This window comes from Shewanella sp. SM21, assembly GCF_025654335.1.
Classification (GTDB): Bacteria; Pseudomonadota; Gammaproteobacteria; order Enterobacterales; family Shewanellaceae; genus Shewanella; species Shewanella oncorhynchi.
Genome location: NZ_JAKKRL010000003.1, coordinates 295,113 through 317,598, shown reverse-complemented (window position 1 = coordinate 317,598; position 22,486 = coordinate 295,113). Strand labels below are relative to the sequence as shown.

Annotated in this window: 28 protein-coding genes; all 28 read right to left on the bottom strand. The window is 50.3% G+C overall.

Annotation, left to right across the window (positions count from 1 at the left end):
• Positions 1 to 1,009: 1,009 nt before the first annotated feature.
• Positions 1,010 to 2,020, bottom strand: coding sequence for a contractile injection system protein, VgrG/Pvc8 family (locus L5L94_RS05675; protein ID WP_263161841.1), 1,011 nt, complete (start codon positions 2,018 to 2,020; stop codon positions 1,010 to 1,012).
• Positions 2,011 to 2,220: a tail protein X gene (locus L5L94_RS05670; RefSeq protein ID WP_220054888.1), complete on the bottom strand. Its 210-nt coding sequence runs from the start codon at positions 2,218 to 2,220 to the stop codon at positions 2,011 to 2,013. The genes L5L94_RS05675 and L5L94_RS05670 overlap by 10 nt, the downstream gene beginning before the upstream one ends.
• A complete protein-coding gene (locus L5L94_RS05665) occupies positions 2,198 to 2,596 on the bottom strand; it encodes a phage tail protein (RefSeq protein WP_263161838.1) in 399 nt (132 codons plus the stop codon). Before L5L94_RS05665 ends, L5L94_RS05670 begins: the two co-directional genes overlap by 23 nt.
• Positions 2,593 to 5,277, bottom strand: coding sequence for a phage tail tape measure protein (locus tag L5L94_RS05660; protein WP_263161835.1), 2,685 nt, complete (start codon positions 5,275 to 5,277; stop codon positions 2,593 to 2,595). Before L5L94_RS05660 ends, L5L94_RS05665 begins: the two co-directional genes overlap by 4 nt.
• Positions 5,278 to 5,399: 122 nt before the next feature.
• Positions 5,400 to 5,966: a phage tail assembly protein gene (locus tag L5L94_RS05655; RefSeq protein WP_263161833.1), complete on the bottom strand. Its 567-nt coding sequence runs from the start codon at positions 5,964 to 5,966 to the stop codon at positions 5,400 to 5,402.
• Positions 5,967 to 6,035: 69 nt separating this feature from the next.
• Positions 6,036 to 6,542: a phage major tail tube protein gene (locus L5L94_RS05650; protein ID WP_263161831.1), complete on the bottom strand. Its 507-nt coding sequence runs from the start codon at positions 6,540 to 6,542 to the stop codon at positions 6,036 to 6,038.
• On the bottom strand, positions 6,542 to 7,711 hold the full coding sequence (locus L5L94_RS05645; RefSeq protein ID WP_263161828.1) for a phage tail protein: 1,170 nt from the start codon (positions 7,709 to 7,711) through the stop codon (positions 6,542 to 6,544). The genes L5L94_RS05650 and L5L94_RS05645 overlap by 1 nt, the downstream gene beginning before the upstream one ends.
• Positions 7,711 to 7,905, bottom strand: coding sequence for a hypothetical protein (locus L5L94_RS05640; protein ID WP_263161827.1), 195 nt, complete (start codon positions 7,903 to 7,905; stop codon positions 7,711 to 7,713). The genes L5L94_RS05645 and L5L94_RS05640 overlap by 1 nt, the downstream gene beginning before the upstream one ends.
• A 75-nt stretch (positions 7,906 to 7,980) precedes the next feature.
• On the bottom strand, positions 7,981 to 8,205 hold the full coding sequence (locus tag L5L94_RS05635; RefSeq protein ID WP_263161825.1) for a phage tail assembly chaperone: 225 nt from the start codon (positions 8,203 to 8,205) through the stop codon (positions 7,981 to 7,983).
• A 2-nt stretch (positions 8,206 to 8,207) separates the two neighbouring features.
• Positions 8,208 to 8,894: a hypothetical protein gene (locus L5L94_RS05630; RefSeq protein WP_263161823.1), complete on the bottom strand. Its 687-nt coding sequence runs from the start codon at positions 8,892 to 8,894 to the stop codon at positions 8,208 to 8,210.
• Positions 8,895 to 8,904: 10 nt separating this feature from the next.
• Positions 8,905 to 9,558, bottom strand: a complete 654-nt coding sequence (locus tag L5L94_RS05625; RefSeq protein ID WP_263161820.1) for a hypothetical protein — start codon at positions 9,556 to 9,558, stop codon at positions 8,905 to 8,907.
• Between the two features lie 3 nt (positions 9,559 to 9,561).
• Complete coding sequence (locus L5L94_RS05620) at positions 9,562 to 9,867, bottom strand: hypothetical protein (RefSeq protein WP_263161818.1); 306 nt, start codon at positions 9,865 to 9,867, stop codon at positions 9,562 to 9,564.
• The gene (locus tag L5L94_RS05615) at positions 9,864 to 10,229 is read right to left on the bottom strand and encodes a hypothetical protein (protein WP_263161815.1); all 366 of its coding nucleotides are present in this window, start codon (positions 10,227 to 10,229) and stop codon (positions 9,864 to 9,866) included. The genes L5L94_RS05620 and L5L94_RS05615 overlap by 4 nt, the downstream gene beginning before the upstream one ends.
• A 9-nt stretch (positions 10,230 to 10,238) precedes the next feature.
• Positions 10,239 to 10,769 (bottom strand): phage tail protein, encoded by a 531-nt coding sequence (locus L5L94_RS05610; RefSeq protein ID WP_263161811.1) that lies wholly within the window; start codon positions 10,767 to 10,769, stop codon positions 10,239 to 10,241.
• 9 nt (positions 10,770 to 10,778) lie between these two features.
• On the bottom strand, positions 10,779 to 11,543 hold the full coding sequence (locus tag L5L94_RS05605) for a phage tail protein I (protein ID WP_263161808.1): 765 nt from the start codon (positions 11,541 to 11,543) through the stop codon (positions 10,779 to 10,781).
• The gene (locus tag L5L94_RS05600) at positions 11,503 to 12,504 is read right to left on the bottom strand and encodes a baseplate J/gp47 family protein (protein ID WP_263161806.1); all 1,002 of its coding nucleotides are present in this window, start codon (positions 12,502 to 12,504) and stop codon (positions 11,503 to 11,505) included. Before L5L94_RS05600 ends, L5L94_RS05605 begins: the two co-directional genes overlap by 41 nt.
• Entirely contained in the window at positions 12,476 to 12,835 is a 360-nt protein-coding gene (locus L5L94_RS05595; RefSeq protein WP_263161803.1) for a phage baseplate protein, read from the bottom strand. Before L5L94_RS05595 ends, L5L94_RS05600 begins: the two co-directional genes overlap by 29 nt.
• On the bottom strand, positions 12,832 to 13,491 hold the full coding sequence (locus tag L5L94_RS05590; RefSeq protein WP_263161800.1) for a hypothetical protein: 660 nt from the start codon (positions 13,489 to 13,491) through the stop codon (positions 12,832 to 12,834). Before L5L94_RS05590 ends, L5L94_RS05595 begins: the two co-directional genes overlap by 4 nt.
• Before the next feature lie 2 nt (positions 13,492 to 13,493).
• Positions 13,494 to 14,090: a phage baseplate assembly protein V gene (locus L5L94_RS05585; protein WP_263161797.1), complete on the bottom strand. Its 597-nt coding sequence runs from the start codon at positions 14,088 to 14,090 to the stop codon at positions 13,494 to 13,496.
• Entirely contained in the window at positions 14,083 to 14,616 is a 534-nt protein-coding gene (locus tag L5L94_RS05580) for a hypothetical protein (RefSeq protein ID WP_263161794.1), read from the bottom strand. Before L5L94_RS05580 ends, L5L94_RS05585 begins: the two co-directional genes overlap by 8 nt.
• Positions 14,613 to 15,254, bottom strand: a complete 642-nt coding sequence (locus L5L94_RS05575) for a hypothetical protein (RefSeq protein ID WP_263161791.1) — start codon at positions 15,252 to 15,254, stop codon at positions 14,613 to 14,615. The genes L5L94_RS05580 and L5L94_RS05575 overlap by 4 nt, the downstream gene beginning before the upstream one ends.
• The gene (locus L5L94_RS05570; protein WP_263161788.1) at positions 15,217 to 15,558 is read right to left on the bottom strand and encodes a hypothetical protein; all 342 of its coding nucleotides are present in this window, start codon (positions 15,556 to 15,558) and stop codon (positions 15,217 to 15,219) included. Before L5L94_RS05570 ends, L5L94_RS05575 begins: the two co-directional genes overlap by 38 nt.
• Positions 15,555 to 15,803, bottom strand: a complete 249-nt coding sequence (locus L5L94_RS05565) for a hypothetical protein (RefSeq protein WP_263161785.1) — start codon at positions 15,801 to 15,803, stop codon at positions 15,555 to 15,557. Before L5L94_RS05565 ends, L5L94_RS05570 begins: the two co-directional genes overlap by 4 nt.
• Before the next feature lie 55 nt (positions 15,804 to 15,858).
• Complete coding sequence (locus L5L94_RS05560) at positions 15,859 to 17,712, bottom strand: phage major capsid protein (RefSeq protein ID WP_263161783.1); 1,854 nt, start codon at positions 17,710 to 17,712, stop codon at positions 15,859 to 15,861.
• Positions 17,684 to 19,153: a phage portal protein gene (locus tag L5L94_RS05555; RefSeq protein ID WP_263161780.1), complete on the bottom strand. Its 1,470-nt coding sequence runs from the start codon at positions 19,151 to 19,153 to the stop codon at positions 17,684 to 17,686. Before L5L94_RS05555 ends, L5L94_RS05560 begins: the two co-directional genes overlap by 29 nt.
• On the bottom strand, positions 19,150 to 19,668 hold the full coding sequence (locus L5L94_RS05550; protein ID WP_263161777.1) for a hypothetical protein: 519 nt from the start codon (positions 19,666 to 19,668) through the stop codon (positions 19,150 to 19,152). The genes L5L94_RS05555 and L5L94_RS05550 overlap by 4 nt, the downstream gene beginning before the upstream one ends.
• Positions 19,668 to 21,647, bottom strand: a complete 1,980-nt coding sequence (locus tag L5L94_RS05545; RefSeq protein ID WP_263161774.1) for a phage terminase large subunit family protein — start codon at positions 21,645 to 21,647, stop codon at positions 19,668 to 19,670. Before L5L94_RS05545 ends, L5L94_RS05550 begins: the two co-directional genes overlap by 1 nt.
• Complete coding sequence (locus tag L5L94_RS05540; protein ID WP_263161771.1) at positions 21,604 to 22,173, bottom strand: terminase small subunit; 570 nt, start codon at positions 22,171 to 22,173, stop codon at positions 21,604 to 21,606. Before L5L94_RS05540 ends, L5L94_RS05545 begins: the two co-directional genes overlap by 44 nt.
• Positions 22,174 to 22,486 lie beyond the last annotated feature (313 nt).

Here is a 22,486-nt window from a genome sequence, read left to right as displayed (position 1 = left end):
AAATGGAAATAGTACCAGCAATTGGTAGCGTTAAAAAATGGCGAGTTATTCAATCCAAGCAAAATCATTTTTTTCGTTTTATTCAACACAAAATAAAACGGCTCGCATATTTCTATGCAAGCCGTTGTTTTATTTGGCAGGGGTGGCAGGACTCGAACCCGCAACCATCGGTTTTGGAGGGGGAGATTAAAAACTGTAAAAACAACTTGTTATGTTGTTTTGTTGAAAAACATTTTTTCCAGTTTACTTTATAACTATATGATTCTATTAAAGCTTAAAAAAGAAATTACAACAGTTTACGCAGTAAATTTGACTTTAGATTCACCCTTATCCCAAACTGTCGATGGATACCTTTAAATAGGTTGAGTTTACTTATTCTAAACTCTACACATAATTATTTTTCATTGCATAATGGTAAAAATAACCTTCAAATAACCTATGTGATTTACACTAACAACAATTTTATTATGAATGCGCATAATAAATGGATTTTTGGATTACGAAAAAAAACTCTCGCCAGTACATTTGCAACAATGCATCGTTTGTTAGCAACTCCCTAGAGCAAACCTCAATAATGTCGCTCAACTGCAACACTCCCAACTGATTACTTTTTAAGTCACTCACAAACAACTCTGCCCTTAGTCTACCTAAGAGTACTGCATTACTAACATCTTCATGTCTATAGGTATATCGCGCCAAGAGTTCTGTCACAGGCATAGCGTTAGAGTCATAATTAGGCATAACCACTCTCATTGGTGATATTAATTTCCGCACAGGCTATCAGCCAAAAATAACATTGTAAATATATATAGAAAATAATATTACGTATAACATCAATGTTCTACATATATAAAATATCCCAAATATTTAAATCACTAAAAATATTAAATTACATCCTAACAAGACAATCAAAAGTTACTTTGAACATTTCATCAAGTAATTAGTTACTTATTTGACAGTTAATAAGTAACTAATTACTTACCTAGAAATATAATATTAATTTATCCTTTTATTTTGAAGGTTGTGTGGCCACAACCGAACAACGATAGCCGCCTTTGCTATCACCCCGGGCTGTGACCTTATCAATGGACCAATCACCGGCCATTTCTGGCGGGAACGAGTCATTAAGAGTCAGCAGGCCCTCGGCAACCAAGTAAGGATCACCTGGTAAGTCTAGCCTGACACTGGAACCTTGCCGGTTAACCTTGGTCAGTTCGGCGCGGCATGCATGTTGCGCAGTATCAGCGCTTTCGTATGCCTGGCGTAGCTTCTTAAACGGTTCTGCACCATCGAATACTTCATGCTCTTGCCCCGTGGCGTTGTCCATCCATTTAGCTTTAACGCCGCTAAAATTAGTTCGGCTAGGTTTGTCCAACTGACAGTTGATAAACTTACCAGCATCATTGGGATCATTATTACCAGGAACACAAACCACTACGGGCGGGATAGTCTGCCCAGTGATGGTCTTAACCTGCCCACGCTTTGCCAACACATACAGCTCATTCACCGGCTTGGCCACGGCATCTCGCTCCTTAGCCAGCCGAGTTAAAAAAGCACTGTCGGTTTCGTCAACTTGGTCAACGTGTGCCAGGGTGATGCCCTCAAACTCGGGCGCCACCCGGGGACTGAACCCATGGGCGCTAACCACCTGGCGAAACAACTCAGCTAATGTCACGTTATCAAATGAGCGGGTTCGGCGTTCCTTGAAGCGGGTTTTGTCATCGATCTGAAACGGTGCAGCCGTGGCCACGATGGTAACGGTCGGCGGGAACAGGCGCGGGATGATGCGGGTGATCTTAAACTCGCCCTTATCAACCAACTTGCCGTCATACCCCTCTGACCACCCTAGAGTGGCGCCCTCTTTTGGCATACCAGTTTGGCCGGCTGTGTCCACCGTCAGAGTAATTTGGTCAGACTGGATACCTGAGGCGTCCACTCGCTCCCAAGAGATTAGCCGGCTATTGATAATGCCAGCACCAGGGCCACGAACTGACACTTGTGGAATAAATCCTAATCCCATACGTTCACCACCTTATCCGGCGTTTTGGCTGCAAGCTCAGGCAGCTTCACCTCTATCCCTGCCGGCAAGATAGGGCCGTATTGCTCCAGACCAGGATTTAGTTGATACAGCGCCTCTTCGGCTTCGTCATCATCCCGCTGCAGCTGTTGCCACAAAATAAGGGCCACAGAATCACCATCACGACTGCGTATTGTACTCACCGGCATACTCCTCCAGTTCTATGGTAAAGCCCACAACAAAAGCGGTACCGTCATCGATAATGCGGTCTTGTTTCTCCTGCAGGCGCTTAACTGTCCACAGCCCTAAATTGCGCCCATAGCCATCAGTCAGCACTAAAGGCGCTCGCTTCGCTTGGAGTGCTCTGAGCTTGTCCATATTGCTCATACCTTCACCACGGAACCAGGTACCCGTAACATTAATATTTTCCAACGCTTGACCAGTGTTTTGGCTGATAGGTTTTTGGCCGTACCTGGGAACAGTTACCCATCCCCCATCACTGGTACGCTGCAATCCCTCATAGGGCGTCCCCTCGCTGAGCGAGAAGACAAACCCTCCCAATGACATCATCTGTCTCATGTGTCGCTCCTATCTGACAGACTGCTATCTGCCCTGGCTGATACATCACTATTACCCAACAGCATCGGGCTAAGCTCAGCCTTCATTCTGGCCATAAGGTCGTTACCCACATCACGGTCATAGGCAGGATTGCCCGAAGGCGTGATCTGAATCGTCGGTGAGAATGTGATGGTCTTGTTGGACTGTTCGAGCTGCTTGGTTTGTTGAGCGACAGCAGCCGGCGCGGGTTGGTCGGTTTTATCCTCACTGAACCAGCCGCCTATCTTAGTGCCTGCCCACTCTCCCACAGCACCACCACCTAAACCGCCAACAATGGAACCAATGATCCCACCGATAGCAGTGCCGACAATAGGCACAACAGAACCTAATGCCGCACCGGCCATAGCGCCAGCTGCTGCACCACCCATGCCGCCGACCATATCCCCTGCAGTGCCGCCTATCTGCTTAGAATCACCGCCAGATATGGCAGACGCTAATCCAGCCCCTTGCAGCAAAATATCCGCTGGTTTAAAGATCTTCCCAGCACCTTTCAATAAGGCACCGCCTGCGGGTAGCATATCCATCACGCTACCTGCCGCACCGGCTATATCTGCACCCGCCATGGCTAAATCACCGGCTGAAGCTGCGCCTGAAACCATAGACAAAGCGGCGCCACCACCAAGTAAGCCTGCCATGCGACCAAACCTACCGGCACGACCAGGACGACGACCTGGTGCATTAGAACCAGCCAAAGCAGGCTCTGGCATAAAGCCACCAAGCAGATCACCTATGCCTCCGGTTAAGCGGCTGGCACCTCCGCGCATACGACCAAGACGGCCACTAGGACGGGCAGCACCTCGCCTGGTTCGGCCCTGACGGCCATAACCGCCTGAGCCAGCACCTAAGCCGCCAAGTTTACGATTAAGCCTATCCAGCGCCCTAGATGCTCGGTTGGCACTTGTGGTTGTTTCATCGGTAGAACTGGACAGTTTGGTCTTGCCCAACTTAAAGCGGTCTAGGCCATTGCCCATGGTCAGCTTGGCCAGCTTGAATGCGATAGCCCCCGCTTTTACCACCGCAATGGCAGCAGCCACTCCTAACAGGCCTGTGGCCAGCTTAGGGTTTGCCTCGGCAAAGTCTGATACCGCATCCACCACTGTCATCAGGGGCGGCACCACGGCATCGAGGACGGGCAGCAGGCGATCACCTAGGGTTATCACCATGCGATCAAACTTACCGCTCAACTGGGCAAGCAAATGCCCTCTAGTCTTCGACCGGTTTGCATATTCATCATTGACGCTGCCGGCGCGGTCAGCCTCTTTAGCAACCCGACCAAAGGCCGCTATTACCCCGTTTTTGTCATCATCCATGGTCGTGACCAACTTGGACACGGCACCCTTGATTTCAGAGCCAAACAGTTGCGATATGACGGCCCCACGCTCATCGGCTGAGACGTCCTGCAGTTCGCGTAATACGCCCAACAAGGTGCCCTTGGCATCTTGCTGCATGGCACTGGCGAGTTCTTCTGGGTCGAACCCCAATTTACCCAAGGCTTGTTTCTGGCTACCCGTGGCCGAATAGCCGGCAGTCAAAGCGCCTGAGATATTTTTCAGGGCAGTGGCCGCAGTTTCTTCCGTGGCGCCACCGGCGATCAAACTGGCAGACAATGCGGCTGTATCGTTGTAACTGAAACCAGCACCCATGGCGGTAGAACCCTGACGAACCATCACTGCAGCAATGTCTTTCGCCTTGGCGTTCATGTTGTTGCTGAGATAGTTGGTCGCGTCAGCTAAGTCGAGGGCGTTCTTCTGGGTGAGGCCCATAGCCGCTCGCCACGTTGCTAACGTAGAACCCGCCTCTTCAGCAGATACGTCCCATGCCACGCTCATTTTGGTTGCCGACTCGGCGAACTGCAGCAGCTGGTCTTTCTCGATACCAGACTGACCGGCTGCCGTTACTATGTCGGCAATACCGTCTTGCTTCACACCCAAGTCACCGGCCATCTTCATCATCTGGCGGCGGTAATCGGCTTCTTCCTTCTCGCTTGAAAAGTTAACGACTTTCTTTACATCGGCAAACTTGCTCTCGTACTCGATCGAACGCTTACCCGCCATCACCATAGGTGCTGCGGCAGCAGCCACCCCAACGGCCTGACCAACCAGCTCGCCCTTCTGGGCATTTCTGGCATCGATGCGGCCTTGTAGGGTCTGAATGTGTTTCAGCTTCGCCGATTGCTGCGCGAGTGCCTTGTTCGCTGCAGTGGTTTGTTTTGCCAGGCGTAACTCTTCAGCGCCCAAGGCGTTAACCTTAAGCCCTGCTGCACCCAAGTCACTACGTAAGCCACCCAGCTCTCGTGCTTGGCGACCATAAGCAGAGGTCAATTGAGCGGTAGTTCTTTCAGCGGCTTTAAGTTCTGCGGCGTGTTTCTTAGTGGCCTCGGCTCCGGTTACTTCTGCTTGCTGCAACTGCTTAGTATGAGCCTTAGCCGCGGCGAGTTTTAAACCGGTTTCATCTAGCTGTTCAGACAAGCTCTTGAAACGGGTGATTAGCTTTTGCTTATCACCTAATTCCTTTAACTGGGCACTCGTTTCGGTAGCAGCGCTTCGCAACTTGCCGACACTCTTGGTCGCATCATCGGTCGGACCGCTAAAGCGGTTTACCGCCGATAAGATGATCGATGTTTTTTTGTTGGTATCTCCCACGGCTTACCCCTTTTTAATCCCCAACTTTGCGGCGGCCAAGTGATAGCGGCGCATAGCTTCGTCAATGCGCCAACCTAAAACCTCCCCCGGGGATACGTGGTAAACCAGGGGAATAACATCCGTTAGGACTTCAACATCTTTTGGCGAAAGAAGTCCGCCGGTTTTTCCAAAAAATCAATCAGGCGCTCCTGCAGTAAATTCCAGTCAGGCAGCGAAAGGCGCTCCAGCTCTTCACGGCTGAAACCTGAGCAACTGGAGCTGATAAACAGGGTTCGGTCCCATTCATCCTTGTGCGTGTCCATCAAGTCTGTCGTGGCCACAGTAGGTGGGCGAAGCGTATAACCGGTTTTATCCTGGCCATCATCCCCTTGGATTGGCACCAGCAACACAGGGTCTGCAGACGTGGCTAACCCTTCCATAAGCTGCACGGCGCTCGTATGCATCAGCCCCAACACTTCCTGTTGCAGGCTGGTGTAATCTGGCGTGACAAGGCGCTTTAATTCGCTCAACGTCAGGCCGGTACTGGCACAAATGCAGGCGCGGAGCAGGTCGGTATCTTTGCCTTTGTGGGTCTTGCTCATTTCTCGGTGCTGACCCATGGTCAGTAATTTAACAGGGACCGAATTAAGCGGTTGTTTCTTGTCGTCTTCAATCGGCCATACCAGTTGATGCGTATCAGGTTTAAACATTTCAAACTCCCAAAATGAAAAAAGGCCCACTCCTAAATGGAGGGGCCTGTGCGTAACAACGAAGAAAAATTATGCCATGCCGATATTGCGACGATGCTCAACCATGAGATCGCCTTTACCCAGATTCAAAATTTGCGCGTTGCGGTCAATCTCGTAGATCAACTTGCCATTTTCGGTTTTCTTGTAAGCACTGACGGCCATTTCTAACTCAGAATCGGGCAACTCTCCCATCTTGCTTGGGGATTCAGTGACAGAAATAACCTCACCGGTCAGGCTGTAGACGATGGCAAACTTACTACCATCTTCATCCTGGTGCGATTCCTTCACATCCACCTGACAGACTTCGCCAGCAGCAAGACCAAAAGCGGCAAGCAGTTCCTGGTTGGCGCCCTTGACCTTGAACTTACTGTTCATCTTTTCTAGGCCAACCATGATTTGCCCAGGAATGAACGAGCCACCCCGGGTGTCCTGCATGGCCTTTTTGATTTCTGGCGCAGTAAACTCTTCCAGCTCTTTAATTAGCGGCTGACCGTTAATCATGCCGGCGCGGGTAATACGTGAGCGTTGTCCACCCATTACAGAACTCCTTCTAGGAATGACTCGACAATGCCGACATCCTCAATTAAGTGGTACACCATGTGCTCGTTAGGGGCGAACCCATGGTACTTAATGGCAATATGCCATTCGCCGTTGCGATAGTTGTCTACCGTATTCAGCGTGGGGTGCAGATACACTTGAGCGCCCATCACAGTCTCATCGGCCTGCAGCGTCTTGAGCCAGTAGTTCAGCTTAGTGATCTCTTGCTCCATAAAGCTCTTGCTGAGATTGCGGCCCATGGCGCTCTGTGCGGTTTTAGCCAGCTTGCGCACAATCGCGTACTCAAGCCCCACCTGAGACACGAAACGCCCCATCACGCAGCGGTTGCCAATAAGCGAGAAGCCACCCATTGAAGTTCGGGCAAAATAGGACACACCGTTCTTATTCAACAAATCACCATTTGTTGATTTGTCCATGATGTTGTAATCAATAGTGCGAGCAGTACCTTGGATTAACGCACCCATGCCGCCCTTGGCTGGACTCTCCCAAGCTCGAACCCTGGCAAAGCAAGACAACGCCACGGCAGCCGCCGAGAAGTACACGTTACCTTTGGCCGCTTGGCTGTATACCGCCACTTGTGGATCGACTAGATAGAAAGACTCATAACCAGTGCCATCACCGCCCAATAACTGTGAGTAAGCCACTGCGGCTTGATCGTTAGTATTTGGACCATCACCCACAGGAATGGCAAACAGGCGTTTACCCATGGCTGCCAGTGCATCAGCTACCGGCTTAGTATTGAAGCCCGGGGCCGCAATATGGGTCGGTGTTTCCTGACAATCAGGCAAGGCTTCGATACCGGTACGCTGTCCAGTTGCAGCATCTATTCTTCCGATGATGTTGTTAGTTGCGGCCGCCGCATCAAGACCTTCTTCGACGATCACCACATAGATAGGTACTGAGACTAAGCGGAAAATCTCATAGCAAGAACGCCACAAAGTGCCGCGCTCGGTACCGGCAACATCTAACTTGGCCGCATCACCTAGATTAGCCACACGAATAGGACTGTTCTTAGGCAGTAAAGGGTCTGCATCCGACGCAGTACCGACCAAGCCCAGGACAATGCTACCCAAGGGTCCCATAGGTGGCGGCGCGGCTTGACGCTCGATGCTGATCCCGTTATGCACAAACGATGCAATCTCAGGCATTAGTTATCTCCTTTGGTAGATTTGTCAGCCTTGGCTACGCCAATCTTGCCTGACAGTAATAGAAAATCTGCCTCACAGGGCAGCAGCTCAAGCACGGTACCGGCTTGGTGCCAGTGCTTCTTATTCGGACACTGATAGACTTCCAGCACCTGATACTTCTGGCGTGGATTAGCCTGGGCTTTCTGGGTAGCCATAGGGCCTCCTGAAATAAAGAACCCGGCAATATGGCCGGGTTATGGGTATAAAAAAACCGCCTATGAGGCGGTTAGTTATTCGGGTTTAACTGGCCAAACAACTGTGTCAGGCGAAGCAAAGTCTGTAGTTACATCTCTTAATTTTTGCCGATATTGTCGAATAGCAGTCGCATCGCGACCTGCATCTTCTGCGATATTAACTAATTTATCGGCTTCAGATAACAGCAAGGAGCGCGTATTCCTGATATTTTTCCATCGTTCTTGAATTACAGTAGTATTATCTTGGACGTAAAGATTCATTATTAAGCACCTCGAACATAAGATAATGTTGGCACAGTAGTTAAGTTACGTTGCGTTAAGATTCCAGCGGTTTGATGGTTTCCGCCATATGTAATGTCAAAACCAGAACGGAACACATGGATTCTATGATCAAACACTAAATCTTGAACTAATTGGTCATGTACTACTGGATCGGTAAGTACGAGTAGTGATGATGTTATTACATAAGAATGATCACCACGAAGCCAAAAAATAGCACCACTGATAAAGTTTGTGCCATTAATGTAATCGGCAATAAACCCATCTGTACGACTATACGATGGAGTATTATCTGAATATAAAGAATGCCCAAACGCATCCATGATGAGAAATGACGGATAGCCACCCCATGCATTATTTTGAAATAGGAACGTAGCAGTCATAGCTCCTGACCATTGACGGTCATCATGAACGGTACGTGCAATTTGTAATGTAGCTAAACCAATGTGGGCGCCTGGGATAAATACAGGGTAAAACTTTTCTGGATCGCCTTGAACAAACACCTTTGTACCATTACGCATCATGTAACGAGCATCAGAACTATTTTGAAACGCTTTAAACTCATTAGCAGCATTTTCTACTTTCTGGTCAATCTGTCCCATCTTACCGGCCACTGTTGCGGTCATCTGATTGACCGATTCAATTAGCGCCGCTGTTTCTTGCGTGCTCATAGGTGCTCCTTTATACGCTGTTAATTAAATTAGTGCCGTTATCAAAAGCGGCGGTTAATTGGGTTATCAGGCTACTGAGTTCCTGATTGGTACTATCTAGTCCGGTTTGTTTGGCGTAGAACGCAGCCGCTTTACCCTCTAACAAAGCGGCATCGGCGGCCTTAGCACCCTTTGCCAAATACCTAGCATCGGCTGCTATTTTGTCGTACACATCGGCGCTGTTGGCCTTAGCGGCCAGCGTGGTGATAATGGTGCCAATACTGTCCTGATTGCCCTTAAGCGCAGCAGCCAGCTCGTAGATGGTGTCCAACTCTGCCGGCGCCAAACCGATAAGGTTCTGGATAAGCTGATTAACTTCATCCTTGGTGTAAGTCACCCCCTTGTCAGCCTTATTAGCCAGCTCAGCGATGTTGACGATAATTTCTACATCACCACTACCGTCGAAACTAACTTGGCCACTGGCATCACCAGTCAAGCTAAACAGTCTGGCAACCTTAAGCACATGGGCATAATCGGCGGTGGCGGCTAGGCGATTAGTTACCGTCAGATAATCAATGGTGCCGCCGGATTTACTCAGCTTGTTACGCAGCTTGCCATCAATCGTGCCAAGCAGCTGACTGAGCTTACTCAGCATGATGTCTATTGGCGTTTGGGGTTCAGCCATGGGTTACTCCTGGGCACCAATGGCGCCAATATAATGATCCAGTGTTAGGCTCATGCCGCTAACCATACCCAACTGCGCTTGGCTTACCTGCTCGGCTTTTTCGCTTGCCATGACGGCGGCATGCTGTGCCTGCAGCGCCATGGTCAACACGCTTTCAGCAACGGTACCGACTGGCCCCTGAACACCAATGGACACAACATTAAGCCGTAGCCGGCTAAGCTGCTTAATGGTGACCTGATTGCCACCAATATCCATTCTCACCACTTGCCGAACGGTATGGCGCAGCGTTATACGGTTGAGGTTATTCATTGCACGGCTCCCACCGTTAACCGCGCCCAACCGCGCACCAGGCTGTAGGCGTCACCACTTGGAAAGGTAACCCGCACTTCCCAGTGCGCATCCTGCCACGCATCAGCCTGTTGGCCGGCGGTCTTCTCTGGGCTGATATGTATGGCCATGCGGCCCTTGGTGGGCTCGGTCACAGTAATGTCACCCGCCATACTTGTGCAGCTAACCAGTAAGGTATTACTGACTGAACCACGCACCTGCAGGGTGATACTGCAACCCGTAATGTCCACAGGTTGCAGCACGCCAGCTTCGTTTTCAGTCTCCCAAGTCAACTCAAAGTCGAAGGTAGTGCCAGTGACAAGGGGCAGCTCTTGTTCGTCCATACGCCCCCCTTAGGCATGTTTCTTTTCCAAATCCAGCAGACGAAACTCCTGCTTTATTTGGCGGTGCATGGTGTCTACCTGGGCGATGGCCATCTTGGTAAATTCCTCATCGATGAGTATGTTGAGATTCTCGGTGCCAACAACCACTGTCACTGTGTTACTGGGTAAAGCACTCAAGTCCAAGGTGATGGGCTGAATACAGTGGCCATCCTTTGGCTTGTAGTTCAGCGTGGTGTTAGGGGCAGATATCACCCCGAACAACGTACCAGACGCCAACCAGAACCCCAGTTCCTTGATAGGGTATTCCTGTGGACCGCTAAACTTAGCTGTGGCTTGCAAAGTGGCGCCTGCGCCGTCCTTATATTCGCCAAACTCCACCCGCTGAACTTCGTTCTGCAGCGCTGTCTGGTCTGGGTTTGGGATGTAGGCTCTGTCGCCTGCCGATACCCATTTGAGTTCGGCTTTAATCCCTTTTGACTTGGCACCAATACATTCGTCCAAGCCCTTACGGGTAATTACTAATTTGAGTTGGTCGGTCATCTGATTACCTTATATAACTGCGCTCGCGTTAACGGCTGAGACTGTGATGCTGTAATGGCCGGCTACGGCCGTGATACCCAACTGGGCATAACCGCTAACGATGGGCGTGATAGCCAGCAAGTTCAGCGGCTGAATGTTTATTCCTGGTAGAGCACCTCCGGCAATGGCCAGCGACACAGTGGCGTTAGGCATAGGCCAAAGCCCTGCTGCACCATGAGTCTCTTTGACATTGGTCGCTGGGGCTCTGGCGCCGGCTAAGCCGAGCTGAGTATCTACCCCAAACATCAGCGACAGTTCGATCACATCACGCTCTGATTTACTGTCAGCTATATAAGCCATCAGCTTATGCACGTTGGCGACGTTGACCGGCTTATTACCTTTCTCCCACGCCAGCACGGCGAGGTTATAGGGTGCCGCTTGCGGAACCTGTTTATACCAAGGCGTGATCTCACTCAGAAAATCCAGTGACTCCAGCGCCATTTTCAAGCCGGCACGAGTGCCACTCAGGCGGCGAACCTGCCAAGCATTGCCGGTCAAATTTCGCTTTAGATGCTCAGGGTCTGCCGAGTCCCATACCGGCAGCTGCCGTTCGGCAGCAAGATACGGCAGCATATTAGGCGGGGTATACCTGGCATCGAGTAACTGAGGATAAGGCTGAGGAACAGCATAAAGCTCTTCACTCAACGCCAGCTCAAGCCCCCGTTCCAGGGCGCTGCGGTTATCTGGCAGGACGCTATAGGTTTTCAGTGCTGACGGTAATGTTGATTGACTCAAGATACGGCGCCTCACTGTGAGCACAGCGTATTGGCTGCGCGGGTTCGGTTAAATCGGCTCTGTGAGCCCCAGTTGATTTCAATAAAACGCTGTAGATCATTGACGGCTCTATGCTCCCGCCCAACCTATGCTGGCTAGTTGCATATTCCTGCACGGCTTTCTCTGCGGCGACTTTAACCATGTTGGCATCTGGCCCAGGACGAACATAAAGCTGTGCTCTACACGACCAGTTTTGAATACTTGGGGTCTTCACTGTAATAAGATCCGTTTCTTGGGCTATGTCATCCCGACCAAGGTAGTTCTGGGTCGCATCAACCAATGCCTGCTCTGGTATGCCGTTGCCGGCATGGGCCAAGATGTAGCAATCCACTACGCCTGGCGTGACTTGACGTGCCTGGGCATCTTTGGTTTTGCCAGCATCTTCATGCTCGGCAAACTCATAGGTCACCACCACCTTGTTAGGCTCAGGACTGTCCACCTTAACCATCGGCCTACCGCCCAAGGTCATAGCATGAAAGCGGTAACCTGAGCGCGTACCCGTGGTGGCCAAGGCGTAGGCCGCTAGATAATAACGGGTCAATAGGGCCTCGTTACTCTCCATCACTGGCGGTACTGGCGGGTAAGCATTTGGATCACCTTCTTCCAGCACCAGACGCTTAACGCCCAGCTGGCTGGCGATCAAGTCAACCATAGCTTTATCCGTGGCATACATACCGAACATCTGCTGCGCTTGGGCGTTCATCTGCCGAAAGTGGCTCTGCAGGATAACGGTAAATGCCTCAGTAAATTTGGTCATCAGCTCAGCCTCGTTGGCGAATGTTTCGCGCACTGCGGCGGCATATCCTGGGGCTTTTTGTTCTAGGTACTCCAGTACGCTAGTTTTGACATTGGCCAGCAAGGTTTCAAAAGTCGGCGTGGTGATCACATCCGATTTAGGTAATGGGTTTTGATGGGGAAACATCCAGTGGCACCTCAAATCTAACGGGACGGCCATGCCACATGCCCTCAAAATACAGGCTCAATCCAGTGGCGCCGCGCTTGGCCATGCAGCTGCTAGGGATAAAATCCTGCAGCCCGTTGGCCGGGTTATAAAAAGCCTCGATGGCAAATGCCTGGGCACGAACCAGCATGCTGTCCGACATATTGTCGGCCAAGGTTTCCCGCACTCTGCTGCCAAACCTCGGCCGTTTAGCACGGCCAACCAGCGGCGTGGTCATCACCTGGATGATGCGGCTCACCAACTGTTCAAAGCCGTCAATCTTACGGCCTGTATTACGGTCGATTCCTATCATAGAAGCGCCTTTATATTCTCCGGCAGCGTCTTATCTAACGCTGCGCGGGTGCAGTCATTGTTCCATAAGGCTTCAATAGATTGAGCCAAAGACGATGCCATCAACTTATTTTTCATATCAGTTAAGAATCGTTGCTCTGCTACAAACCGCTCAGCAATGCTGCTCATTGCAGAGTGAAACATTTCCGCAATGCCAGACAAAAAACTTTCTAAAGCAGACGATGACATTGAACCTGAAAAGTAAGCTGCAACTTTTTCAACGATGCTATTTGCAGCATCACCAATCGCATTAAAAAACTCGTCACATGCCCCGTTAACCGTTGCAAATAAAGCCTCGGTATTGAAGCAGCTAGACGGCACTTGATTCGTCAGAGCATCTAATCTATTAGCTTGTTGCGCCATAGACGAAAGCCGTAACGTGTCATTTGACATAGCCGTTATTTGAGACACATTCCCGAGTAAACTGCCATTTGCAGAACTCAACAGCTGGCGCGTACTCGCTAGAATATCTGGATTAACGACACCTAAACTTTCTAATGGCCTTAATGCATTGTCGGCTTGATTTACCGCCGAAATAGCTTGATTACCCACTCCGATAGATGGACTCGAAAAACTCAGACCGCCAGATTGGATTTTTTTAAATAAATCAATGTTCATCGCTATTTCGTCTCGTTAGGTGTACTCGTGTTAGGGTTGCCAGTTGGATGCGTGTGTCCATTATAAATATTGCGATCATCTTGCATGCTGCGCGTGTGGTCGCTGACCTCGCCATCAGACTTGACATCCTTAGTCGCATACACCAGCTTGGTATCGAGGGTGATCTTCTCGCTCGCCTTTAATGTCAAAGTGCCGGCATCCATGTCCCATATTTCTGCGCACTTATCCCCGTAGGCCGTAACCACTTGTTTAGGGTTATCAGCGGGGAAAGGGAACTGGGTGGAATCTATACCAACCAGCGCAATGCTTTGGGCGCCGGTGTTGCCGCCGCCAAAATTCAAAATGAGTGCCTGCTCGCCTTTCGTCGGGCAACGGTAATGAGATACCCGCCCTGCAGATTGAGCAAACCACTTAATAAAAGGAGTGGTCAGGTCGCCATGCTTAACCTTGACCAGTTTATTGCTTCCGTGTATTTCACTGACGCAACCCAAACGGATCATGAGTTGCTGGCGCCGGCGTAGTTCTTCCACCTCAGTACTTAGCTCTTCAATACGATCAAGATATGGCCCAAGCATTTCACGCACCAAGAGTTCAAGCATTTGCCTCATTGAAGTCCTCCAGTGGGTGATATTCAGCAGGGTCATCCATGTTTACCGGATTCACTGCCAGGCGTATGCCACGCTCTTCATCAGGCTCCAGCGTTGGCATGCCGATGGTAACTTTCTGCACGTATTTGATTGACCACACTGAATAGGCATCAAGCTCAGGATCTAATGCATCTGGGTCGGCGCTGACGACTTTAGCCGGCATAGCCTTGATGCCAAAGTTAGTGTCCTGCAGGACAACACTGAGGAACATGGCCGCATTACGGGCATCAAGCTGATAAGTGCTTTCTTTGACTCCCATAACTGCCAACACTTCACAGTGCAAATTGACCGCCAACTGGCCATTACCCGGTTGATCTCCAACTGGCTCCCATCCCATTACTGAGATAAACGCACAAGGCGTTTCTAGGGTGTCCGTAATCTCAGGGTAATACTCTACCCCCTTGAGCCATGGCGCCTTAGATTTGAGCCAAAGGCGCACAGCCTCGTGATATTCCGTTAGGTGTATGCCTTTGCTCATGCGTATTTATTCCATTTCTGTTGACGACTAGCGATTGAACTACGGCCAGCCACCCGGCCTTTCATATCAGTGGTGAAGTGCTGCATGAACACTTCCGGCAAGTCCATAAACACTTCATCTTCAAGCCTAAACTGGAGCGCCTCTCCCACAGCCACTTTCTTCTCTCGGATAGGAAATCTGGCCGCCCCTTTACGTGCAAAGATGGAGCGCTTACCGCGAACTCGACCAAGAAAGCCGTCTTCGTATTTTTGCTGGCCAAGGGTCTTTGATGTAAAAGCCGCGCCGGCTGGAGAACGCTTACTTCCTAGCCTAGACAGTCGGCCTTTCAGACGGCCAATAGACATGTCATTTAAACCAAACCACAACTTGAGTTCATCCAACTTAGCGTTATCAGTTTGACCAACACGAAATGAATACTTGTGCGCCTGCATACGCTTACGCACTTCCTTGAGACCCTTAGCATCCATGCCGTCACGCATTAATTTGGAACCTTGTGACTTCATGGTGATGGACGTTCTAGCAATCGCGCGGTTATAGGCGGCCAAAAGCTCCTTTTCAGTGCCGCCCAACATCAACTGAACAGACTCAAGCTCACTTGGATCAATATCGAATAGCAGGCTTTGTTGATTGCTTTGCATCTTTGACTCCAAGATAAACCCGGATCAGACCTGAACCTTCTGGAATGGGTTGTTTCACCAGTTGCCATTCGCTGCCAGCCACGGTCACACAATCCCGAATATTAAGCCCTGCAGCATCACTATCGGGCAGCAGTAGGGAAGCGTTATTCCCCTCAACAAAACCGCCCCCTTTCAGCTTGGCCGTCTGCTGTGGATTTTTGTAAATCCCCACAACATGCTTATTTCCGCTTGATAGATGCAGGATGGCTGGCGTACCGAAGTCTTTGGGGTTAAAGAACACCCCAAAGTCATTAGCGCCTATCACTCTTCAGGCTCTTCTTCATCACCGAAGAAATCATCAAGCGCATCGGCTTCTCCTTCTGGGTCTTTGATTTCAACGGTGACCTTGGTTGAGTCCTTAACCACTTTTGCCTGACCGGCACGTACTAAATCACGCGCTTCTGCTTTGGTGACTTCTACGACAGAATCAACCACGCTCTTACCTTCGCCGGTCTTTGGAAAGACAGCGGTACCACGGATCATCACGCCAGAAATAATTTGAACTTTCATGAGTTCTCTCCAGATATAAAAAAGGCGCCTCATGGGCGCCGTAACTTAAGGGTGATTACACTTTCTTGCCGTAGGCAAAGGCAGCACCATGGCGGATAGCAACGTCTGCATCCTGGAACACACGCAGCACAGTACCACCGCTAGCAGCCTTGGTTGACTTATCAACGGTCAGGTCAAGAGCACCCCACATACCGACCAGTGCCTGGCTAAAGTCGCCGTGCAACATGGCATCAGTTTCAAGCTGGGTAGATACCACACCTGGATAACCGTTAACCTGGTCGCCATCCCACAGGTACTTAGCCGTTCCAGCCGCCTTTTCTGTGGTTTTTAGGGTGCCACGCAGCGATGGGCGCATGGCGTAAGCCATATTAGCCGCCAATGCGTTAGACTCGGCCACGGCGGTTTCAAACGCCACAATGGTCTTCCAGTCCCAACCGCCTGCAGGGATTTGGATAGCATGCACACCCGTCTGGTTTTTGATACCCAGCGGCTGGTTATTGAGGCCAGTTCCGAGGAACACAGCCTTATCAATACCCAGACCGATACCGCGCAGCATTTCATCACGCACCAGTAAATCAATATCTGGCGTGGATTGCTGCATCAGACGGCGTGTAATTGGCACAGCACCGGCAATGGTCTTCGGTGACATCTTAATGATGCCCAAGCCTACATTTGACTCAGTACCATCTTCGTCTTCATCAATCCAGTAGAAAGACGCGCCGCTGGTCATTTTGGGAATATCGACGTTACCGACCAGGCCAGTCGCAAAACGCACACCTAAGCCGGCTGCGATTGAGTTAGGGCGCAGCAGATCGATAAACTGGCTGCTCCATAAGTCAGTTGCGACCAACTCGCCACCCATACCTGCACCTGTAGACTGAGCCGCTCGGCCCAGTTGCGCCAATACTTCATAGTTGACGTAAAAGCCGCGAGCATCTTTGCCCATTTTATCTGCTAGGGCGACAGAGATTTCACGCTCAAAACCAGCAGATTTCCAATTGCCGGTGATACTGGCGCGAACCGCATTGATAAGGCTATAACGGCGAACGTCTTTAGCGTCTAACCCCAAGTTCATTTCTGTACCTGTAGGTTTAACTTTCTTATCACGCACACCATCAAGTACCAATTGACGGAACTTATCAACTGGGTCGCCATTGGCCACGGCTTCTTGGGCTTCGCGGCTCATGCCAAATTGTGAGCCCATAGCCATGATTTCTTGGCAGCGTTCAGTTTCTTGCTTGCGCACGGCTTCTTTGTCAACTGACACGGCAGGGGCTTTAGCACGAGGCTTGGCCGCTGGCTTTTGAACGCGGGTTTGTTCTTGTTCTTGCTCTAAAACATCATCTTCTGGGTCCATATCTAACTCTCTTAGTTCAATGTTAAAATCAGTTGTGTCGTCGTTATCATCACTTCGGCCTAACCCCACTGAAGTGTCAGCTGGCACAGATACAGATGAAATTTCATAGGGCTGCCATTTGGTTGCCCGATACCAATCAACCCCGTTCTCGTCTCGCTTAACGTGGATGATCTCCAAAACACGGTACCCAACGCTGATATGCGGTCGAATACCATCTTTGAGGTCTTGCCATAGCTCTTCGCCGCGCTCGCTATTGGAAAGGCGAATAATGGCTCTACCTTTCTTTTGGTCGATAACTGCGCTTTCAATCGCTCCACGTTGGTCACGAGTGTTGTGATCCATCAGGAACGCGCCGCTATTATTCAGTCTCGACAAATCACACTCACCAGGCGCATGCCCGAGAATTTCCATGCCGAACCACCGTTCAACGGGTTCCTCGCTTGAGAAACTCAATTCAACGGTGCGGTTTTCTTCATTAATGGATTCACGGACAAAGGTGAGGGTACGAAACTGGCGGCCAAGCTTAAGAGTCTTGCTCTTCTTCTTTGCCATTCTGGTTTCCTTGTTGTTGAGTGGTTACGGCTCGCTGCTTGCGTACCTGTGCCACCATGTTTTCAAACTCCAGCAACTCGTTGATCACTGTCTCAGGGTCCTCCCCCCGTTCACGAATGATCTGCAGCGGGGATTTGGTCATGTTGTTGATGGCCTCAGTGTTGGCCTTCTCATCTTTGAGCGGGTCAACCCAATCCCATCGACGGCCTTGGAATCTGTGATTATCCAGCCGTTTAAGTTCACTAAACCGCAAGCCAGGGATGGCATTGCTGAGCAGTGACATTCGCAGCCATTTGGATTTAACCAAGTCACACAGTTCTTGACGCATCCAGCGCTGTTTCTTCTTCCAGCCGTCCCTGTCTTCCAACACGAACTGGCGTAGGCTAGAGAAGCTAATTCCCTCACCATCATTACCTAAGGTGTTGTAACTGACATCCAGACCACTGGCAGCGCCGCGCTTACCTTCTTTCATGTAGGCCGCAAAGTTGCTGCCTGACTGATTGAAGTTCAGCTCTTTTAGGGTGTAACCATAGGGAACAACCACGGCCATGCCGGGTTCGACCTCTTCAACAAAATCGGGCTCATCGTCTTCATCCTCTGGCTCAACGTCAGAGTCTGGCTCGTATGCCAACATCTTGGATGCTGCAACCCTTGCACCGGTCAGCTCCGCTTCGCGGTAGCCATGCAAGTGGTGCATTTCCAACAGCGCAGCATGCGCCCAGGGAACGCCACGACATTGACCTACCCTGAAAGGCAAAAAGGCCAGTAACATTTCACTGGCCGGGATGCGTTCATAACGGGTGTTGCCGTAAAAATAAACCCTATCTCCAGGGTGGTGAGTGAGAATGTGGTACGCCACTGGGCGGTCCCATCCATCTAATTCCACCCCCATGCGAATACGCAGGCCATCTTTAAGTTCACGGTTATAGTTAATGTCTAAGTGGGCCGAATCGAGCAGCTGCAGCGCAAAGCCGTACTGATTAGGGAACCCCTCAACAAAGCGCACCAGGATTTCACCATCTTCGGCAACTGTACGAATAAACAGCGTCTGAATGTCTTGCCAGCTATAACGGCCAGTCACATCACAAGTGCCTTTCTTCCCCCAGTTAGCAAAGTGTTCCTCAATCAAATCATTGGCGGCCTTGTCATCTGACTGACCACCAAAAGACTTGGCCTTACTCTGGAAAGCGAATCCTTCTGGGCCGACTATGTGGGTTTCACACATAGACAGGAACTTGACCACGTAACCGTCATCGTTACCGGCGCGGCGAGACTGAGCCTTTATCACGGACAAGTCTCGGCGCAGTTCCTCGTTAATGCTCAGTGACATGCCACCAAGTCGTGGTCCTGTCAGCCCTTGCTTTGCCAGCGCGAAGCGTTTGCTGCCTGGTTGGCTGCGGCGCGTCTTGCGGCCATCGGTTTCTTGTTTGGCTTCTGTCATGCTGGCAACCTCGTCAACACTCGTTTAAGTCGGAAGCCCTTACCCTTCTCGCTTCTTACTTTTTGAATGTAAACCCTACGCAGCTTATGCAATTCCAGAATGGGAATGCGGTCTAGGCGGCGGTCGTCAATCGTGTAACTCTCATGATCGGAAAGAATCCGGCCCTCGAGCACCGTGTTAATCGCATCCAGCATTCGCTTGGCGTGACTGCGGGGATCGTGCCCAGCGGTCAAGCTGGCAAAATCGGCCTCAATCTCCATCTGGCCAGACGCGATTAACTGCCGGTCAGCGCCATTACTGGCATACAGGCGCCAGTCATACAGCCCGGGAATCCAGGCTGCTGTCACATCGGCTAACTTGGAGACTGTCACCAGTCCGTCTGCAGCGGTTGTGTCTATGTCAATGGCACCTTGGCCGCGCAGGGCATAGTTAAACTGCCACTGGCCATCCGCTAACTCGTGACCAAATGACCAGCCAACTGAGGTACCGGCGCTTATTTTCTTGGGTTCATTCATTATCTATACCGGCTGACAAAGCCTCCGCCGCCGGTGCGTTTACGGCTGGACCGTTTGCGCTTGACTGGCTTTCTGGTGGCTTTTGGTGGAGTTTCTTCATCTGGCTCGGCATCTTCATGCTCGGAGCCATCGGGTTCATCTGGTGAAGCAGACGACTTCTTGCGGTCAATTCTCAGCATACGGGCGCACATGTATTGCATCCCCTCACAGTCCAGGTAATCGTTCCGCTTGGCGGTCTGATTCCACTTTCCTGTTTCTTCGTTAAATTCTTCGGCAACAATATGGCGGCAGTATTCCTCGGTAATATCTGAGGGGATCAACCAATCGCCTTCCTTGCCCTTGGGCCAGCGCACTCGGCTATGTACCCAGGCTTTGGCCAGCGTAGTATCAAAGTCCCATCGTTTATCACCGTGCAGGCGAGTCTTACCTTTCTTGTCTACTTCAAGACGAACTAAACGAAACGGTTTAGGCAAACGCTCAAACCCCATAAGGGCGCGAGTTCTGCCCTTGTGACGACGCACGAACGCCAACACTTCATCAGTTCTAAAACCAGCATCGACACCCATCAGTTGGATTTGCTTGCCATCCCATTCCTGCTCTAGAAACTCGGACAGCTCATTCCAGACCTCTGGCTTATCTGTGTCTCCCCAAATCTCGCCCCACTCAATCAGGCGGCTAGACATGCCTGGGCGCCAAGCGCGTAGCACGTAGTACAGCCTGTTTTTCTGCACGTCTACCGTGCAAATGAGTTGGTCAAAACCTTCAGGGATCTGGCCGGATGCGTAGGACGATCGCAGCGCATAAACCTCTTCCCACTCTGGCGCCTCGCCGGCTATGGCGTATATCTCACCAAAACCAGTGTTATAGACAGTCAGTAATGCATTGGGGTTACCACTCTTTTGTGCTTCCAACAATTTACGAGCAAGAAAGCCATAACTTTTCTTGCCAGAAAAGCTACACAAACCACTGACCCAAAGACTGAAATGGTTGTTTTCATCGGAGGTATTCAAAAAACCCGCATAGGGAATGACATGCTCATAGCCATTCTGAGTGATAAGCACATGCCCATCGGCAAGCGTAGCAGCCTGACCAGGAGCAATTGCCACCCCGAGACGGTTCATTTCTTTACGGTGACGATCTTCAATCTGGCTCCCACAATGAGGGCAAATTAATCTCGCCGCTTTCACTGCTTGAGCGGGTGTACACTCATCCTCAGTCCCGATGCCTGGCCACCATAGAAGCTCACTTCTAGGCATAAAGTATTCATGACAGTCGGGACAAGGTACTGCCCATTCGTGGCGAGTTCCCTTTTCCCATTGCCGCCAAATGGGGCTTGAAACTTTCCCCTTATCAGAAAGCGCCCAATGAACTAAGCCTGTATCAGGATGAGGCGATGCCCTCACAATACCGTGTGTTGGCGTGCTGGTGAGTCCAAGCTTAGAATCGGTATACGCATCACCACGCGCTTCGGCGATTTCTGCTAAATCCCCTTCACCAGTGGCGTTCTCATCGGGTCTATCCAATTCATCAACGAGCGTGATAACCGCTGAATCAGATGCCAGTTCTGTGGCCGAACCTGCCCATGCAAAACGCAGCGATGCGCCCGCGACACGTTTCTTATGTTTGGTACTTTTCTTGTCAAACTTCATCCATAAGGTTTTGGCCTCTTGGAACATTTCAATGATTTTCGGTTCGACGACGTTGTTAATATTAGATTCTGTAGGGCCGACATAAATGATTGGTGCAGGATCATCGTCAAGCTTCCAACCAATGACATTCTGCATCGTTGCAGATTTACCCATTTGCGTTCCCATCACAAAGGTCACGCGATTAAACTGCGGACAAGCAAATGCTTCACAAACAGGAAGCATGTAAGGCGTTGTCGAGGTATCAAAGGGCCCAGGTATCGGAGAGCCGGGTGGCATGATCCGATTCTCAGTCGCCCAAGTCGCCGCATTCCTCAGAGGCTTCGCATCCACGATCACTGCGCTGTTGAGCACGGTATTCAGCAACAAATCCACGGAGGCGTTCAGCTGTGGCAGCGCGGACACGGCGGCATTCACTGTCGATTCGATGCTTGCACATGGCTGGTTCATGTATTTGTGCGACCTCTGAAGCTAAACGCGCCCCCAAGCTGTTGAGTTCACTGCCATAGAGTGCGGAAATTGCATATAAAAATTGCCCAACATCTTCCAAATCAATCACTGATTGCTCGGCTTTCGCGGCATCGACATCGGCCTTACGCCGTTTAGCCATGGTTAAAAGCAACTCTTCACCATCTTTGGTGCCTTCTACAGGAGCACCGTTGGGACCTTGAAGCTCACCAACCTGTCGTTTTACTTCACGCTCGATCAACCAATTGATCGCTAGCTCAGTATTTATCACTAACGCCTTACCTCTACTCCCACCTCCTTCAACGGGTAACCCCGAGTCAATTTGGTTAGCAACCCATTTGGGTGACTTACCCAAAATGTCAGCAAATTCATTACGATTTACATATGCCATAACGCACCAAAAGAAAGGACTTCTCAAATTGAGTAAAAATCAAACAAAAGTCCTTTCTTTTGCTCCAAAGTCCTTTCTTCATATTTAAAACAACGATCTGATTTCAAAAATTTTTTATCAAAAGTCCTTTCTCAAACCAGAAAGGAGAAAGGACTCAGTTTGAAAATATGAAACGAGGCAGACTCCGCGAGTCTACGCCCCGTTGGTTAACTCCTTTCCTGGGAGTACCTTTTTTCTTTCATATCAGAAGATTACATAGAGTTGACTGCAACGCATTGGCGTAATTGTTCAATGTAAAGCGTGAGCTGAGCCA

What these genes read in the sequence shown, in the direction of transcription:
- L5L94_RS05675 (WP_263161841.1), bottom strand. Translation starts at nt 2,020, where the DNA reads ATGGGATTAGGATTTATTCCACAAGTGTCAGTTCGTGGCCCTGGTGCT.
- L5L94_RS05665 (WP_263161838.1), bottom strand. Translation starts at nt 2,596, where the DNA reads ATGAGACAGATGATGTCATTGGGAGGGTTTGTCTTCTCGCTCAGCGAG.
- L5L94_RS05655 (WP_263161833.1), bottom strand. Translation starts at nt 5,966, where the DNA reads ATGTTTAAACCTGATACGCATCAACTGGTATGGCCGATTGAAGACGAC.
- L5L94_RS05650 (WP_263161831.1), bottom strand. Translation starts at nt 6,542, where the DNA reads ATGGGTGGACAACGCTCACGTATTACCCGCGCCGGCATGATTAACGGT.
- L5L94_RS05645 (WP_263161828.1), bottom strand. Translation starts at nt 7,711, where the DNA reads ATGCCTGAGATTGCATCGTTTGTGCATAACGGGATCAGCATCGAGCGT.
- L5L94_RS05640 (WP_263161827.1), bottom strand. Translation starts at nt 7,905, where the DNA reads ATGGCTACCCAGAAAGCCCAGGCTAATCCACGCCAGAAGTATCAGGTG.
- L5L94_RS05635 (WP_263161825.1), bottom strand. Translation starts at nt 8,205, where the DNA reads ATGAATCTTTACGTCCAAGATAATACTACTGTAATTCAAGAACGATGG.
- L5L94_RS05630 (WP_263161823.1), bottom strand. Translation starts at nt 8,894, where the DNA reads ATGAGCACGCAAGAAACAGCGGCGCTAATTGAATCGGTCAATCAGATG.
- L5L94_RS05625 (WP_263161820.1), bottom strand. Translation starts at nt 9,558, where the DNA reads ATGGCTGAACCCCAAACGCCAATAGACATCATGCTGAGTAAGCTCAGT.
- L5L94_RS05620 (WP_263161818.1), bottom strand. Translation starts at nt 9,867, where the DNA reads ATGAATAACCTCAACCGTATAACGCTGCGCCATACCGTTCGGCAAGTG.
- L5L94_RS05615 (WP_263161815.1), bottom strand. Translation starts at nt 10,229, where the DNA reads ATGGACGAACAAGAGCTGCCCCTTGTCACTGGCACTACCTTCGACTTT.
- L5L94_RS05610 (WP_263161811.1), bottom strand. Translation starts at nt 10,769, where the DNA reads ATGACCGACCAACTCAAATTAGTAATTACCCGTAAGGGCTTGGACGAA.
- L5L94_RS05600 (WP_263161806.1), bottom strand. Translation starts at nt 12,504, where the DNA reads ATGTTTCCCCATCAAAACCCATTACCTAAATCGGATGTGATCACCACG.
- L5L94_RS05595 (WP_263161803.1), bottom strand. Translation starts at nt 12,835, where the DNA reads ATGATAGGAATCGACCGTAATACAGGCCGTAAGATTGACGGCTTTGAA.
- L5L94_RS05590 (WP_263161800.1), bottom strand. Translation starts at nt 13,491, where the DNA reads ATGAACATTGATTTATTTAAAAAAATCCAATCTGGCGGTCTGAGTTTT.
- L5L94_RS05585 (WP_263161797.1), bottom strand. Translation starts at nt 14,090, where the DNA reads ATGCTTGAACTCTTGGTGCGTGAAATGCTTGGGCCATATCTTGATCGT.
- L5L94_RS05580 (WP_263161794.1), bottom strand. Translation starts at nt 14,616, where the DNA reads ATGAGCAAAGGCATACACCTAACGGAATATCACGAGGCTGTGCGCCTT.
- L5L94_RS05575 (WP_263161791.1), bottom strand. Translation starts at nt 15,254, where the DNA reads ATGCAAAGCAATCAACAAAGCCTGCTATTCGATATTGATCCAAGTGAG.
- L5L94_RS05565 (WP_263161785.1), bottom strand. Translation starts at nt 15,803, where the DNA reads ATGAAAGTTCAAATTATTTCTGGCGTGATGATCCGTGGTACCGCTGTC.
- L5L94_RS05560 (WP_263161783.1), bottom strand. Translation starts at nt 17,712, where the DNA reads ATGGCAAAGAAGAAGAGCAAGACTCTTAAGCTTGGCCGCCAGTTTCGT.
- L5L94_RS05555 (WP_263161780.1), bottom strand. Translation starts at nt 19,153, where the DNA reads ATGACAGAAGCCAAACAAGAAACCGATGGCCGCAAGACGCGCCGCAGC.
- L5L94_RS05550 (WP_263161777.1), bottom strand. Translation starts at nt 19,668, where the DNA reads ATGAATGAACCCAAGAAAATAAGCGCCGGTACCTCAGTTGGCTGGTCA.
- L5L94_RS05540 (WP_263161771.1), bottom strand. Translation starts at nt 22,173, where the DNA reads ATGGCATATGTAAATCGTAATGAATTTGCTGACATTTTGGGTAAGTCA.